The sequence below is a fragment of the Streptococcus sp. 2342 genome (assembly GCF_013276795.1).
Classification (GTDB): Bacteria; Bacillota; Bacilli; order Lactobacillales; family Streptococcaceae; genus Streptococcus.
This window is the reverse complement of record NZ_VMLR01000013.1, coordinates 25187-39185: the sequence shown is the minus strand read 5'-3', so window position 1 is coordinate 39185 and position 13999 is coordinate 25187. Positions and strand designations below refer to the sequence as shown.

Sequence of the window (13999 nt, the reverse complement as noted above, 5' to 3'; positions counted from 1 at the left end):
ATTGTTTCATCCAAATCTTGAATTACTGAAATAATCATTCCCTGTATTCCTCTTATTTATCTATTCGAAAACGAATTCAAAAATATAATATATGATATTCATTTTAATAAACTATATTAATAAAATGCATTGTAAACATTTCGCCCAAATGATCTACCAGCATTATAGATACCACCGAAAAATCTTCCCGTACTATCAATCACTTTGTGGACATCGATGTTAATATTACCTCTCCATGACACTCGACCACCCTCTACTGTTGCCAAATCTTTTTCTGTAAGACTTGTAAATTTTTCTTCAATTTTTATCATATTCATTATGTCTGTTCCTCTTTATCTATAATTTTTTATTGAAACAAATAATTGTAAATTGTTTCGCCAAACTTCTGCCCCGCCCAATAAACCGGTCCTAAAAGTAATGTCCCTAAAGCATAAATCCCAACTACTCCAACTATGAAAATGAATACTTTCACAGGAATTGACTGCAAACTGTAAAAATTCTCTACCCTAGTAATCCAACTTTCTATTATGCGTTCCATCAGCGCTCTTCCTTCCCTGTTAACGTCCACGACGCTTAGCATGTGCTCCTGAAGCACCATCTACCGCACCCAATAAAAATGTTCCTGCAATTGCGACTCCTCCAACTACTACCAGACCAAATAGCAAGCCTCCTTCTACATCGGCCAATTCCTCATGACTCATTACATGAAAATTATTTTCCATATTTTTAATTTGTTCCATCTTATTCTCCTTTTTTGATTCTTAACAATTGAAAAAGGTAGTTATTTGTATTTCCTTTTTCATATATTCTGTTCATTGTTGTAGGTAAGCTTCACTCTCTAAATATTATCTTAGAATCCAAATAATGCACGACGTAAAATGAACCCCACCATTAAACCATGTTGGTAACTTGCCTCACTACCACCCACCAGCAAGGCTAAGTCGCTTTCCTTTAATACTTCAATAGTATACTTATCATTCATTTCATTCATCTCTTATCCTCCTAAAAACCAAAACCTCTACGAAATCCAATGTACCAATCTACAAGGGTCTTCGTCCAATTTTCTCCACCTTGAATATCGGTCAATTCTTCCGAAGTTAGCTCAACAAATCCGTAATAATGTTCTTTCATTATTTTATTCCTTTCTTTTTCTTCTCACTTATCTATTCGAAAAAAATTTCGAAAACGTACAACTAAATTAAATTTTATTTAAAAAATAACTCAGTGAACCATGGGTAGAACATTGATATAAACATGAACTAGGCTCCTTTCTGTTTCCTCTTACTTATCTATTCGAAAAAAAGTTAAAAAAATAAGAATATCAGAAAATTTTCCGACATTCTTATTGATAAATTCATTCAAATCTAACAGATATTAGACATTAAGGTGTTTTTTTAGAGTTCTTCTGGCTGTTCGTGATACAGGGAAATGCAAGCCTTCTAACAAGGTCACTTCTGTGGCAGTCATCTCTTCAATGGCCTGTAAACTGACCAACGTATTGCGATTGGCATAGATAAAGTAATCTTTTTCAGCCTTGGCAGCTATATCCTTAAGACTGCCATAAATGGTCTTGATAGAATGATTGGCATAGTAGACCTTGATACGATGGGATTCCACTGAGGTTTCAAAGGCTAAAATCTCATGGTAGGGCAGAGTAAAGCCCCGTCTTCCCTCAAAACTATAGGTGAAGAGACGCATATTTTCCCTCTTGTCCACTGCCAGTACATAGTCCAGACAGCGCTCCAGCTGATGACAGTAGTCCGCCTCTGGCTGATCCTTGGAAATAAAATCCAAGGCAGATAAGTGGTAGCGAAAAGCTAGAGGTAAGGCCTCCGAGTGCGTGGACACAAAGACAATGCTTGTAAAAGGATCCCGCTCCCGAACCTGTTGAGCAACCTGAAAGCCCCGTTCACGCTCTCCATCAATCTCTAAATCCAATAAATAGAGTTGGTAATGGTCAAAATACTGAGAATACTTTTCAACATCTCCATAGCTTTTAGCAATATCAATTTCCAATCTTAAATTGCGAGAGCGACCGATATCTAGTAAAGTCTGCTCTATACGTCCCTGCTGAACTCTATCGTCTTCCAAAACTAAAATTCTCATTCCTCTCCCCCTCGTTTCTCATCCTTAAATGGCAATTCTAAATCTTGTCTAAAAGTCGTCTCTCCTAGCTGGGTATCTAAGTTCAAATCATAATGGAAAACCATATCTTCCAAGGTTGCTAAGCCCAGTCCACTGTGGTTTCCCTTGGTAGAGTAACCCTTTTGACTGAGAATGATGGGATTCAGTTCTTCTTTCTTACGAGTGTTTTCAATGATAAAACGAACACTCCTATCACTTGCCAACAAAGCAACCCGAATCTGCGGATTTTCCGCCTCACTGGCTGCTTCTAAGGCATTTGTCGTGAGGATAGAGAGGATACGGATAGCCTCCAACATCGGCAATGCCAGCTCTTCGACAATCCCCACCGTCTCCAAACTAAAATGAATTCCTTGATTATCTGCCACAATCATGGCTTTTGCCAAGGTATTGCGAATGGCTATATCTTGGATATTATGAAGATTAAAGGCCGTGTAGTCCGCCTTTCTCAGCTTTTCATTGGTCTTTAGAAAGACATCTTGATAAATAGTAGAAACCTCAGTCATATCTTGATTAGCTATGGCAGGCTCCATGCTGGCGACAATCCCTGCAAAATCATGACGGAAACCTCGAACCTCATCATAGAGATGACCCAACTTATCCACCATCCCTTGCAAGGAACGATTTTCTTCTTCCTGTCTCTGAATGGTCTGCTCATCACGATAAACCTGCTCTAAGTGTCTGATATAAAAGAGCCAGGAGAAAAAGAGAATGAAAATCAGGAGAGAAATGGTCGTGTCAAAGCGAACGTAAAAAGAACTATTTCTATTGGTCATGAACGAAGAGAATATCCTAAATCCAGTCAGAGGTAGGATAATGAAAAAGCTCTTACGATAGTGGGTTTTAAAAGTATCTGAAAAGAATAAATCCAAATCCAAAGACCAACGCTTCATAATTTTACAACATAGAAAGATTGATAATAAATCAAATATAGATATATATAAAGTAGAAAACGAATCTACGAAACAACAATGCTCACCAGATAATACACGAATCCAAATTGTCAAAAATAAATAACGAATACTTTGAAAGAAGAGAAAAAGATACAGAGAAAGAAAAAGAGATTCCCCTTTTCCCTTGTGCAATACTAATAAAAACATACAGTAAAAGTAGATAAGAACTCCTATATGAAATAATTCTCCAAATGTTTGACGAGCAGATAAACTAATTAAAAATATAAGTATCCAATAACGTTTTTTATAAAATTCTGGGGAAATTTGAGCGCCCAAATAAATAGTAGGAACTATGGTTGAAACGACTACCAACAGTAGATATATCACAGAAAATAAGAATTCTAAAATAAGCATAAATAAATCTAATCTCTAACTAATACTGTGAATTTAAGCAACGTGTCTACCCGTACCAAATAATTTATTGCACCATTTTACAGTATCTTCAAAAATCCCTCCACCATTCACTTCCTCCAATACCTCTGGGGTTAACTCTTCAAATTGTTCCAATTCTACAAATGTATTTTTCATTTCCATGACAGACTCCTTTTCATTATTTTATAGATAACTCTATCCCCTGTTCCATCTACAAAAGGCTTTAGTTTCCTTTTAAAATACAAGAAATCTAAAGCCTCCTGAAAATGGTATATTGGTTAGAGTGTTAACGATTAGTTGTGAAGATGTTATTTTTATTTAACCACAACCACTTTATAATATTCGTTTGAGTGTGGAGATTCAATTTTAATTTTTTCACCATATAAACCATCGATTTCTTTATCCAGATAATCTGAAACTCCTGATGGCAAGCGTTTCATCTTAAGAATTTCACCAGATTGATCCGCATAGGCTAGGATGTGATAGTGGGTTGTAGCCATACCATCATCAATTAATACAAAGTAACCTGTTTTGAGCTTACCTTGCTCATTTTCTAAATAGTATAGTTTATTGTTATTGATTGTAAAGTGGGTAGCTCCAAGACGAAGTCGTGCACCTGGATTTTCTAAATAGGCATCATTACCAACTTTTTTAATCTCTGAATAGGTTGTCATTGCTGGGATATTAACCACACGATGTCCATTTTCATCAAAGTAGTAGCGATTTGGTAAGTTTTGGAAGTTCTGTACAACTGCCTTAGGATCAATTTCTTGTCCTTCTTCTTTATTATCCACTAAAGCTAAGGTAGTATTTGCAACCTCATCCCCATATTTGTTAGAAAACTTCTGGAACTCTGGTCTGATATACCAAGTGTTTTTTTCAATAATAACATCGTCACCTTTAGCATTTAGCAAATATTCTTGCCCATCTCCAAGTTTGACAATATCATGAATATTGTATCCAGCATCTTTTCTATTTGCTAGATAGCCATCCTTACCAATGACATAACTTTCCCCATCACTGGCTGGAACAGCTCTGTCTGCGACCATAGCACCTGATTTTTCAAAGTAAGCCCATTTACCATTTGCAGTCGCCCATCCTGTTGCCATAGCGCCACTGTCTTTGAGGTAATACCATGTAGATCCTTCTTTGTACCAACCTGTACGCATAGCACCACTATTTGCTAGTGAGTACCATGTATTTCCTTCCTTGTACCAGCCAGTACGCATGGCGCCACTATCTGCTAGTGAATACCAAGTATCACCGTCTTTGAGCCAGCCTGTCTGCATTTTACCAGTGCTGTCGAAGTGATACCATGAGCCAGCATTTTGTACCCATTTATCCTTAGCTAGACTGCCATCTTGAGAAAGATTCCAGTCAGCACCATTTTTAACCCAAGTATCTGCAGCCTGTGCTTGGTTGATAGATAAAAGCAGACCAGCACCTGCAAGCAAACCAAGAGTAAGTAATTTAGATTTTTTCATAGCTATTTCCTCCTTTATTGAACAGCTATAAGAGGGCTTCCCCTCTTTATTTAGCTATATTCTAATACTTTTCATTGTCAAAGTCAATAATATTGTGAAAAATTAGACAATATTACCAATATCTACGAATTGTATTTTGAGCTATACCATATTGCTATAACTCTATAAAAATCCTTTCTTTTTCTCCTTTTTGGAGATTAATTTTTTCTAACTCCATTATATCCCCTATTTGTCCTCAGATTTCTCCTGTCCCTAGAAAGACTAAATCTGTTCCTAAACGGTCATTTAAAGCAAATAAAAAATTCCAAAGCAAATGCCTTGGAACTCCTATTGCTATTTTCCTTGAATGATTTTAACCACATCTCCTACGCTCTGCAGTTGGTCAATTTCTTCGTCGCTGATTTCGATATTAAATTCATCTTCCAGCGTCAAGATAAACTCCATCAAGTCAACTGAGTCAGCATCCAAGTCGTCTTTCAGACTCAAGGATTCTGTCACGACAAAATCCTCTCCCTGTCGCTCTTGGATAATGGTTACAATACGGTCAAAAATTTCTTTTTCTGTCATCTCTTTTATTCTCCTGAAAATTCACGCGCAGTCTGGGCAACTACGTCTGTTTCTAGCATGGTACGAATCTGGCGAATCGTACTATAAACAGCCTTGGCATCGCTTGAGCCATGAGTCTTGACAACCGGTGCCTTAACACCAAACAAGACCGCTCCACCAACATCTGAATAGTTGAGCTGTTTTTTCAAACCTCTGAGGCTGTCCTTGAGAAGGAGTGCGCCTAGTTTCGCTCGGAGACCACCACCTGTAATAGCTGTCTTGAGCAAGCCCATGATTCCCATGGCTGTTCCTTCAATGGATTTGAGCACAGCGTTTCCCGTGAAACCATCTGCCACGACAACATCCGCAACGCCATTCATCAAATCACGCGCTTCCACGTTTCCGATAAAGTTCAAACTTTCATCAGCTGCTAGTAATTCGTAAGTTTCCTTACGAAGCGGGTCACCCTTGCTACTCTCTGTTCCGTTGTTAAGTAAGCCAACACGTGGTTGCGCAATTCCACGGACATTTTTAGCATAGAAGGAACCTAGAACCGCGTATTGATGGAGATGCTGGGCTGTATTTTCTGCATTAGCACCGAGGTCCAGCATGTCAAAACCTTTCCCATCAATAGTTGGCAATGTTGACATAAGCCCAGGACGATCAATATTCTTGATACGACCCACGATAAAGAATCCTGCTGCTAGTAAAGCACCTGTATTCCCAGCCGATAGGACAGCATCTGCCTCTCCATCTTTGACAGCCTTAGCCGCCAAGACCATACTGGCATTTTTCTTCTTCCGAATAGCTCTCGTAGGTTCATCGTCTGAATCAATCTTCTCATCCGTATGGATAATGCTGACGCGCTCTGTTGCTGTTAGATATTGCTTGATTTTAGCTTCATCTCCGTAGAGTTGAACCTCGATATCTGAAAAGTCAGCTAGGGCTTGATTTACACCCTCAACGATGGCTTGGGGTGCGTAATCGCCTCCCATGGCATCTACTGCGATTTTTTTCATTTGTTTTCCTCTTTTAGTAATTGTCCCCAGTCTGCTAGGGAATCAATAAATTTCTTTGATTTTAGGTGAATCCCAACGTACTCTTCGTAGAGTTGATCCATAAATTGGCGTAGCTCTTGCTTGATTTCAGGCTTGAGCGAAATGGTCTCCAAGGTCTCAAAATCAATGGCTTGAAACTGATTGAGCAGATAAGGGATATTGGGATTGAGATGGCAACGTCTCTCATCTTCATGATAATGGTCTGAACAGAGGCAGGCTCCATATTTGAAAGAAAAGTCAAAAGCCTGACCGACCCGATGGCAGAAGACACACTCATTAAAATTGAGGCCGATCCCAAATCTGGTCAAGATTTGGATTTCAAAAATATTGGTCAAAACCTGATAATCCAAACCTGCTTCCATCAACTCCAAAGTCTTTTGTAAAAAAGCAAACAAGGGAGCATCCTGCTGATTATCCTGCAAACTAGCATCTGCAAGAGCTGCCACATAGGTCGCATAAGCCATGACAAAAAGATCGCTATTAATCTTGGGAAAGGTCATCACCTCATGATAGTCCTCAATGTAACTGAGCCCATCATCATTGATTCGCAAGAGAAATCGTGCCAGCACCAAGGGCTGAATAACAGGAGCCAGTTTGGACTGGCCAGCATGTTTGACGAAAAACATCCGCTTACCAGCCTGCTCAGTAAAAATCTTGACTAGCTTGTCATCCTCACGAAAATTGCGATTGTAGAGCACCAAGCCTTGACTCGTGATAGACTGAATCATGCTTCTCTCATGTACTCCTCAAGTCGTTTCATGGCTTCTTTGATCGTCTCCATGCTGGCTGCATAAGACAGACGCACATAGCCTTCTCCGTAACGCCCAAAGGCAGCTCCAGGGATAAAGGCAACGGCCTTCTTCTGAGCAAAATCCTTGAGAAAGTCAAAGGAATCTTGATTATAGCCCGCTGGAATCTTAGCAAAGATATAGAAGGCACCGTCTGGTTTGATAATCTCAAAACCAAGAGCAGTCATTTTCTCGATGATATAGTCCCGACGCTGGATGTATTCCTTTTTCATAGGTTCCGCATCATTTTTACCAGCCGTCAAGGCTTCCACCGCAGCGTGTTGAGCCATGGTATTTGCAGCAGTAACCAAATACTGGTGACTCTTAATCAACTGGGCTGTGAAGGCCGCAGGAGCGAAAATCAGACCCAAACGCCAACCAGTCATAGCATGCGATTTCGACAAACCATTGATAATGATAGCCTGGTCTCTCAACATCGTTCCTAGAGATACATGGGCTTCCCCTGTATAGGTCAATTCTGAGTAGACCTCATCACAGACAACGAAAATCTCGTACTTGCGTAAAACATCTGCCAAGGCTTCCAACTGCTCCCGACTATAGGTAATTCCTGTCGGATTAGCTGGATAGTTGAGAATAACCGCCTTGAGCTTGTCACCTTGCTCCAAAATGGCCTTCTCCAACATTTCAGGAGTCAAGACAAACCCATTTTCAGTTGTATCAATCTCGACAACCTCTGCCCCAACTAGATTGACAATCGGTTCATAACCCGGATAAGCAGGAGCTGGCAAGAGCACCTTGTCTCCCTCTTCCAAAATAGCTGTCAAAGTAGCAGATAAGGCCTCTGTCGCCCCAATTGTAACCAAGATTTCATTTTCAGGAGCATAGTCCAGTTGGTACTTTTCCTTAACAAAGTCACTGGCTGCCTGACGTAGAGTCAGCAGGCCACTCATCCCTGTATAGTAGGATTGGTTCTGATCAATCGCTCGCTTAGCCGCCTCCTTGACATGATCTGGCGTTGTAAAATCAGGTTCCCCCAAGGTCAAACGCAAGACCCCAGGAATCTCCGAAATAGCCTGGTCAAACTGACGAATCAACGAAACTTGAATCTTATCTAACTGTTTATTAAAGCGCTTAGTTAAATCCATAGATACCTCCTACTTTCAAAACGTATCTCTATTATACTACAAAAGCCCCCCGACCGCAAAAATACATTAGAGAATAGCTTTCCACTTTCTATTTTACTTTTCCTGTTAACAGGTCTATAATGGTAACAGATTCTATTTGGAGGTTCTTATGTCATTTCTATCAAAAAATGAAGCAGGTATCTTGGCCTGCCTTCTCATTTCTATCGTATCTTGGTACTTAGGAGGATTCTTCCCTGTTATTGGCGCACCCGTGTTTGCCATTTTCATAGGCATGCTCCTACATCCCTTTCTCTCGCCCTATAAACAACTGGATGCGGGATTGACCTTTAGTTCTAAAAAATTGCTCCAGTATGCCGTTATCTTGCTTGGTTTTGGTCTCAATATCTCGCAAGTCTTCGCAGTTGGGCAATCTTCACTCCCTGTCATCCTGTCCACCATTTCAATAGCCTTGATTGTTGCCTACCTCTTCCAGCGCTTCTTTACACTGGACACAAAACTGGCTACCTTGATTGGAGTAGGTTCTTCTATCTGTGGGGGTTCTGCCATTGCGGCGACAGCGCCTGTTATCCACGCTAAGGAAAAGGAAGTAGCCCAAGCCATCTCCGTGATCTTTTTCTTCAATGTCTTGGCTGCACTCATCTTTCCAACTCTAGGTACCTGGCTTCATCTATCCAATGACGGCTTCGCCCTCTTTGCAGGAACTGCGGTCAACGATACTTCCTCTGTAACGGCTACCGCCAGCGCCTGGGACAGTCTCTACCAGACCAATACCCTCGAATCCGCAACCATTGTCAAACTCACACGTACTCTGGCTATCATCCCCATCACTCTCTTTCTCTCCTACTGGCAAAGTCGTGAACAAAAAAATAAGCAAGGATTACAACTGAAAAAAGTCTTCCCTCTTTTTATCCTTTACTTCATCCTTGCATCGCTCCTAACCACCCTTCTGACCTCTCTCGGTGTGTCTAGTAGTTTCTTTACCCCTCTCAAACAACTCTCCAAATTCCTCATTATCATGGCCATGAGTGCTATCGGACTCAAAACCAATCTGCTAGCTATGGTCAAATCCAGTGGAAAATCCATTGTTCTCGGAGCCATCTGTTGGATTGCCATCATCCTCACCAGTCTTGGTATGCAGACCCTTATCGGCATTTTCTAATACTCTTCGAAAATCTCTTCAAACCACGTCAACGTCGCCTTGCCGTATATATGTGACTGACTTCGTCAGTCTTATCTACAACCTCAAAACAGTGTTTTGAGCAGCCTGCGGCTAGTTTGCTCTTTGACTTTCATTGAGTATAACACAAAAGGTAGCCCACCAGCTACCTTTTCTTATGCTTCCTCAATTAAGCGAGTATGTTCTCTCTTGATGCAGCGATTCATCACAATGTCATCGCATCCACCAGCACGCAAAATCTCTTCCGCTTCTAGACTTTCAAGTCCTAGCTGTGCCCAAAAAATCTTGGCATCAGCCTTGAGAAAATCACGCGCCACATCTGGCAAAAACTCACTGCGACGGTAAACATTGACAATATCTACAGGAAAAGGAATCTCCGCTAGGCTAGCATAAGCCTTCTCACCCAAGATTTCACCACCTGCCGCCTTGGGATTGACTGGGATGATTTTATAACCCCGAGCCTGCATTTCCTTGGTCACTCGATTGCTAGTTGTTTCTTCACGGTCTGACAAGCCCACCACAGCAAGGGTTTTACTCGCTGTTAGATACTGACGAATCACGCCATCACTTGGATTGATAAATTCTTGACTCATAGAAATCCTCCTTTTTCATCAGTATAGCACAATTTGAAAAGGCTTGCAGAATTCTACTACAAAAAAGGAGGACTAGCCCCCTTTTTATTTAGCCTCGTACCAGGTTGCCCCTTCATTCTCATCTGCGATAAGAGGAACACTGAGTTGAATGGCTTCTTCCATGGTTTGTTTCACCAATTTTTTCATCTCTACCAATTCAGATTTAGGCACTTCAAGGACGATTTCATCGTGCACTTGTAACAGCATCTTAGTCTGATAACCACCTGCAACCAAGGCTTTATCCAGCTGGATCATAGCAATCTTGAGAATATCTGCTGCCGAACCCTGGATAGGAGAGTTGATAGCTGTCCGCTCTGCAAAACCACGAATATTAAAGTTTCGCGAATTGATATCTGGCAACTCACGGCGACGCTTGAAGAGGGTCTCTACATAGCCCTTATCACGCGCCTCACGCACCACTTCATCCATATAGTTTTTAATACCTGGGAAGCGTTCAAAGTAGGTGTCAATGTAGTCTTTGGCTTCCTTACGACTAATACCCAGATTATTAGACAAACCAAAATCTGAAATCCCGTAAACCACTCCAAAGTTAACTGCCTTGGCATTGCGACGGTCGTTTGCAGTCACATCCTCAGGACGCTCAATGCCAAAGACCCGCATGGCTGTCGAAGTATGGATATCTGCCCCCTCTTGGAAAGCCTTAATCAAGTGCTCATCCTTAGAAATATGCGCCAAAACGCGTAATTCAATCTGTGAATAGTCCGAGCTGAGAAGGACACTATCCTCCCACTCTGGCACAAAAGCCTTACGAATGAGACGCCCCTGTTCCAAACGCACAGGAATATTTTGCAAGTTTGGATCCACACTAGACAGACGCCCAGTCTGAGTCAAATCCTGCACATAGCGCGTGTGGATCTTTCCATCAGCCAAAATCCAGTCCTGCAAGCCAATTACATAGGTAGATTGAATCTTAGCAATCTGACGGTAGTCAAGAATTTTCTTAACAATTGGCGCAATAGGAGCTAGACGCTCCAACACATCCACCGCTGTCGAGTATCCAGTTTTGGTTTTCTTAGTGTATTCTAGAGGAAGTCCCAATTTTTCAAAGAGAAGTACGCCCAACTGCTTAGGCGAGTTGATATTAAACTCCTCACCAGCCAGTTCGTAAATCTCCTGAGTTAGTTTTTCAATGACAAGCTCATTTTCAGCCTGCATCTCAAGCAAGGTTTCTTTTTTAACCTTAATCCCAGCGATTTCCATCTTGGCAAGGACAAAGGCCAGAGGTTGCTCTATATCATAAAGAAGCTCTAACTGCCCATTTTCGCTAAGTTTTTCAAGCAAAACAGGCTCTGTTTCGACCAACACAGCAAGCTTACGAGCCAAATGTTCCAAGAATTTCTCGCGTCCAGGAATGACCTTCTTGACTCCCTTACCATAGAAAGTCTCATCATCAACCAAATAAGTCTGACCATAAAGACTAGCGATGGTCGCAATTTCATTGTCCTCCACAGTCGAAAGGAGATATTTAGCCAAACGGCTGTCAAAAGCAGGTGCCTGCAAATCAATACCCAAACGATTCAAGAGAACTTTAGCCTTCTTAAAGTCATAAACTCTCAGAGGTGTTTTTTCTAGAAAATCCTTAAAAATAGGCTCTTGCAAAAGCTCAAGCTTGTCTGTGGCATAGAGCTTATCTCCACAAGACCAAGCAAAACCAACCAAATCATCCGTATGGTAATTCTCACCAAAAAGCTCAAAATGGAAGATAGACTCTTCAGTCAGCATATCTTGACTGATTTGGTCAACAATAGTAAAGTCCAAACTCTCAGCCACATCAGCTGACGACACATTTAAAGCCTGCTTGAGCTGTTTGAAGCCCATCTCATCGTAGAATTTCCCGAGATTTTCAACATCTGGACCACTATAGACCAAATCCTCCAAACCAATCTCAATCGGTGCCTTGGTATCAATGGTCGCCAGTGTTTTCGACAAAAAGGCCTGTTCCTTATCATTGATGAGATTTTCCTTCATCTTAGAAGTCTTCATCCCATCGATATTTTCATAAATACCCTCAAGCGAACCATGCTCCAGCAAGAGCTTGATACCCGTCTTTTCACCGATTTTGGTCACCCCAGGAATATTATCCGACTTATCTCCCATAAGCGCCTTAAGATCGATAAACTGAGTCGGTGTAATGCCCATCTTTTCCATAAGATATTCTGGCGTAAAGGCCTCAAACTCAGCCACACCTTTTTTGGAAATTTCAACCACCGTATGCTCATCCGTCAGCTGAATCAAGTCCTTGTCCCCACTGACAATGGTAATATCAAAACCATCTTGTTCAGCTAATTTATCTAGTGTCCCAATAATGTCATCCGCCTCATACTGAGCCAACTCATAGTGACGAATTCCCATATGATCCAACAACTCACGAATGAAAGGAAATTGCTCACGAAACTCATCAGGAGTCTTAGCCCGACCACCCTTATAGTCCGCATACATCTCTGTACGGAAGGTCGTCTTTCCCGCATCAAAAGCCACCAAAATATGACTCGGCTCAACCCGTTCCAACAAATGGCTCAACATCAACTGAAAGCCATAAATCGCATTGGTATGCAAACCAGCCGCATTCTTAAAACGGTCCAACTGTTGATAGAGCGCAAAAAACGCCCGAAAAGCAACAGAAGACCCATCAATCAATAATAATTTTTTCTTATCCATACACCCATTATAAAGGAAAGCACCAAAAAATACCATTGGAAAGAGCCAGAGCAAGTATTTTTCAAACTTTTTCCGAATAAATAGATAGTAGCAGTGAATCTAGCAAACTTAGATTTAAAACTGTGGTATAATAAAAGGAGGAAAAGGATGATTCTCAGACATCCGGGCATTAGCCCAACCAATGACTTGGTAGCTAAGAAAATCTTTAGCAACCCAGAAATCACTTGTCAGTTTATTCGCGATATGCTGGACTTGCCAGCAAAAAATGTGACGATTTTGGAGGGAAGTAACATTCACGTCTTGCCTTCCCTGCCGTACTCAGCGCAGGATTTTTACACTAGTATAGATGTTTTGGCTGAGTTGGACAATGGGACACAGGTTATCATTGAGATTCAAGTTCATCATCAAAATTTTTTCATCAATCGTCTGTGGGCTTATCTGTGCAGCCAGGTCAATCAAAACCTCGAAAAAATTCGCCAACGAGAAGGTGATACTCACCAGAGCTACAAGCATATCGCACCTGTTTACGCAATAGCTATTGTGGATAGTAATTATTTCCAAGATGATCTAGCTTTCCACAGTTTTAGCATGCGAGAAGATACGACGGGTGAAGTCTTAACCATCACCAATAATGGACAAGAAAACCATCTAGTCAAGATGGCATTCTTGGAATTAAAAAAATACAGAGAAACCAGCAAAGACGAGGTTCGCAAGCCGTGGTTAGAGTTTTTTGGGAACAAACCCTTTACCCAACAACCCGAGCGAGCTATCAGCCAAGCAGATCAACTGCTGGACTACAAGAGCTGGTCCGAGGAGGACAGGAAGATGTTTAGTCAACTACGTATGCGCGAAGAACAAGCATTATTGGCCCATGACTATGCCTTGGAACAAGCGGAGGAAAAGGGCTTAGAACGTGGTCGTGCGGAGGGGATTGAACAGGGATTAAAAGTAGGTTTAGTAAATCTAGTCCGCCAAGGTCTCCTGACTTCCGAGGTTGCCAGCCAGCAGTTGAGCATGACTGTCGCTGAGTTTGAAGCATTGTTATAAGATTATACAATCACT

At 41.3% G+C, this 13999-nt stretch carries 16 protein-coding genes; 2 read left to right on the top strand and 14 right to left on the bottom strand.

Going from position 1 to position 13999, the window contains the following annotated elements:
• Window positions 1-116: 116 nt before the first annotated feature.
• The 12 genes from HT689_RS08965 to HT689_RS08910 all read right to left on the bottom strand — a co-directional run bounded on the left by HT689_RS08965 (window position 117) and on the right by HT689_RS08910 (window position 8449).
• Entirely contained in the window at window positions 117-317 is a 201-nt protein-coding gene (locus tag HT689_RS08965) for an SPPN_00645 family bacteriocin-like peptide (protein ID WP_001055966.1), read from the bottom strand.
• A 240-nt stretch (window positions 318-557) separates the two neighbouring features.
• Window positions 558-740 carry a class IIb bacteriocin, lactobin A/cerein 7B family gene (locus HT689_RS08960; RefSeq protein WP_000435077.1) on the bottom strand — a complete coding sequence of 61 codons (183 nt, stop codon included), beginning with the start codon at window positions 738-740 and terminating at the stop codon, window positions 558-560.
• A 110-nt stretch (window positions 741-850) separates the two neighbouring features.
• Window positions 851-991: a hypothetical protein gene (locus HT689_RS08955; RefSeq protein ID WP_001004581.1), complete on the bottom strand. Its 141-nt coding sequence runs from the start codon at window positions 989-991 to the stop codon at window positions 851-853.
• Window positions 992-1002: 11 nt separating this feature from the next.
• A complete protein-coding gene (locus tag HT689_RS08950) occupies window positions 1003-1131 on the bottom strand; it encodes a smi_0059.1 family bacteriocin-like peptide (protein WP_000658221.1) in 129 nt (42 codons plus the stop codon).
• A 243-nt stretch (window positions 1132-1374) separates the two neighbouring features.
• On the bottom strand, window positions 1375-2106 hold the full coding sequence (locus tag HT689_RS08945; protein ID WP_173224636.1) for a response regulator transcription factor: 732 nt from the start codon (window positions 2104-2106) through the stop codon (window positions 1375-1377).
• Complete coding sequence (locus HT689_RS09825) at window positions 2103-2918, bottom strand: GHKL domain-containing protein (RefSeq protein WP_240148112.1); 816 nt, start codon at window positions 2916-2918, stop codon at window positions 2103-2105. The genes HT689_RS08945 and HT689_RS09825 overlap by 4 nt, the downstream gene beginning before the upstream one ends.
• A gap of 564 nt (window positions 2919-3482) precedes the next feature.
• Window positions 3483-3629 (bottom strand): smi_0057.1 family bacteriocin-like peptide, encoded by a 147-nt coding sequence (locus HT689_RS08935; protein ID WP_000425304.1) that lies wholly within the window; start codon window positions 3627-3629, stop codon window positions 3483-3485.
• A gap of 152 nt (window positions 3630-3781) precedes the next feature.
• A complete protein-coding gene (locus tag HT689_RS08930; protein ID WP_173224631.1) occupies window positions 3782-4951 on the bottom strand; it encodes an N-acetylmuramoyl-L-alanine amidase family protein in 1170 nt (389 codons plus the stop codon).
• Between the two features lie 333 nt (window positions 4952-5284).
• Window positions 5285-5518, bottom strand: a complete 234-nt coding sequence (locus HT689_RS08925) for an acyl carrier protein (RefSeq protein WP_000136446.1) — start codon at window positions 5516-5518, stop codon at window positions 5285-5287.
• A 5-nt stretch (window positions 5519-5523) separates the two neighbouring features.
• Window positions 5524-6516, bottom strand: coding sequence for a phosphate acyltransferase PlsX (plsX, locus tag HT689_RS08920; protein WP_050072407.1), 993 nt, complete (start codon window positions 6514-6516; stop codon window positions 5524-5526).
• On the bottom strand, window positions 6513-7283 hold the full coding sequence (gene recO, locus HT689_RS08915; RefSeq protein ID WP_173224628.1) for a DNA repair protein RecO: 771 nt from the start codon (window positions 7281-7283) through the stop codon (window positions 6513-6515). The genes plsX and recO overlap by 4 nt, the downstream gene beginning before the upstream one ends.
• Window positions 7280-8449, bottom strand: coding sequence for a pyridoxal phosphate-dependent aminotransferase (locus tag HT689_RS08910; protein WP_173224625.1), 1170 nt, complete (start codon window positions 8447-8449; stop codon window positions 7280-7282). Before HT689_RS08910 ends, recO begins: the two co-directional genes overlap by 4 nt.
• 148 nt (window positions 8450-8597) lie before the next feature.
• Between HT689_RS08910 and HT689_RS08905 the strand changes: the two genes are divergently transcribed.
• The gene (locus HT689_RS08905) at window positions 8598-9608 is read left to right on the top strand and encodes a YeiH family protein (protein ID WP_173224622.1); all 1011 of its coding nucleotides are present in this window, start codon (window positions 8598-8600) and stop codon (window positions 9606-9608) included.
• 173 nt (window positions 9609-9781) lie between these two features.
• On the opposite strand, the gene HT689_RS08900 is transcribed toward HT689_RS08905, so the two are convergent.
• Window positions 9782-10219, bottom strand: a complete 438-nt coding sequence (locus HT689_RS08900) for a CoA-binding protein (protein WP_173224619.1) — start codon at window positions 10217-10219, stop codon at window positions 9782-9784.
• Between the two features lie 84 nt (window positions 10220-10303).
• Window positions 10304-12937, bottom strand: a complete 2634-nt coding sequence (polA, locus tag HT689_RS08895; protein WP_173224616.1) for a DNA polymerase I — start codon at window positions 12935-12937, stop codon at window positions 10304-10306.
• Between the two features lie 147 nt (window positions 12938-13084).
• Here polA and HT689_RS08890 point away from each other — a divergent pair, with 147 nt between their 5' ends.
• Entirely contained in the window at window positions 13085-13984 is a 900-nt protein-coding gene (locus HT689_RS08890; protein WP_173224613.1) for an Rpn family recombination-promoting nuclease/putative transposase, read from the top strand.
• Window positions 13985-13999 lie beyond the last annotated feature (15 nt).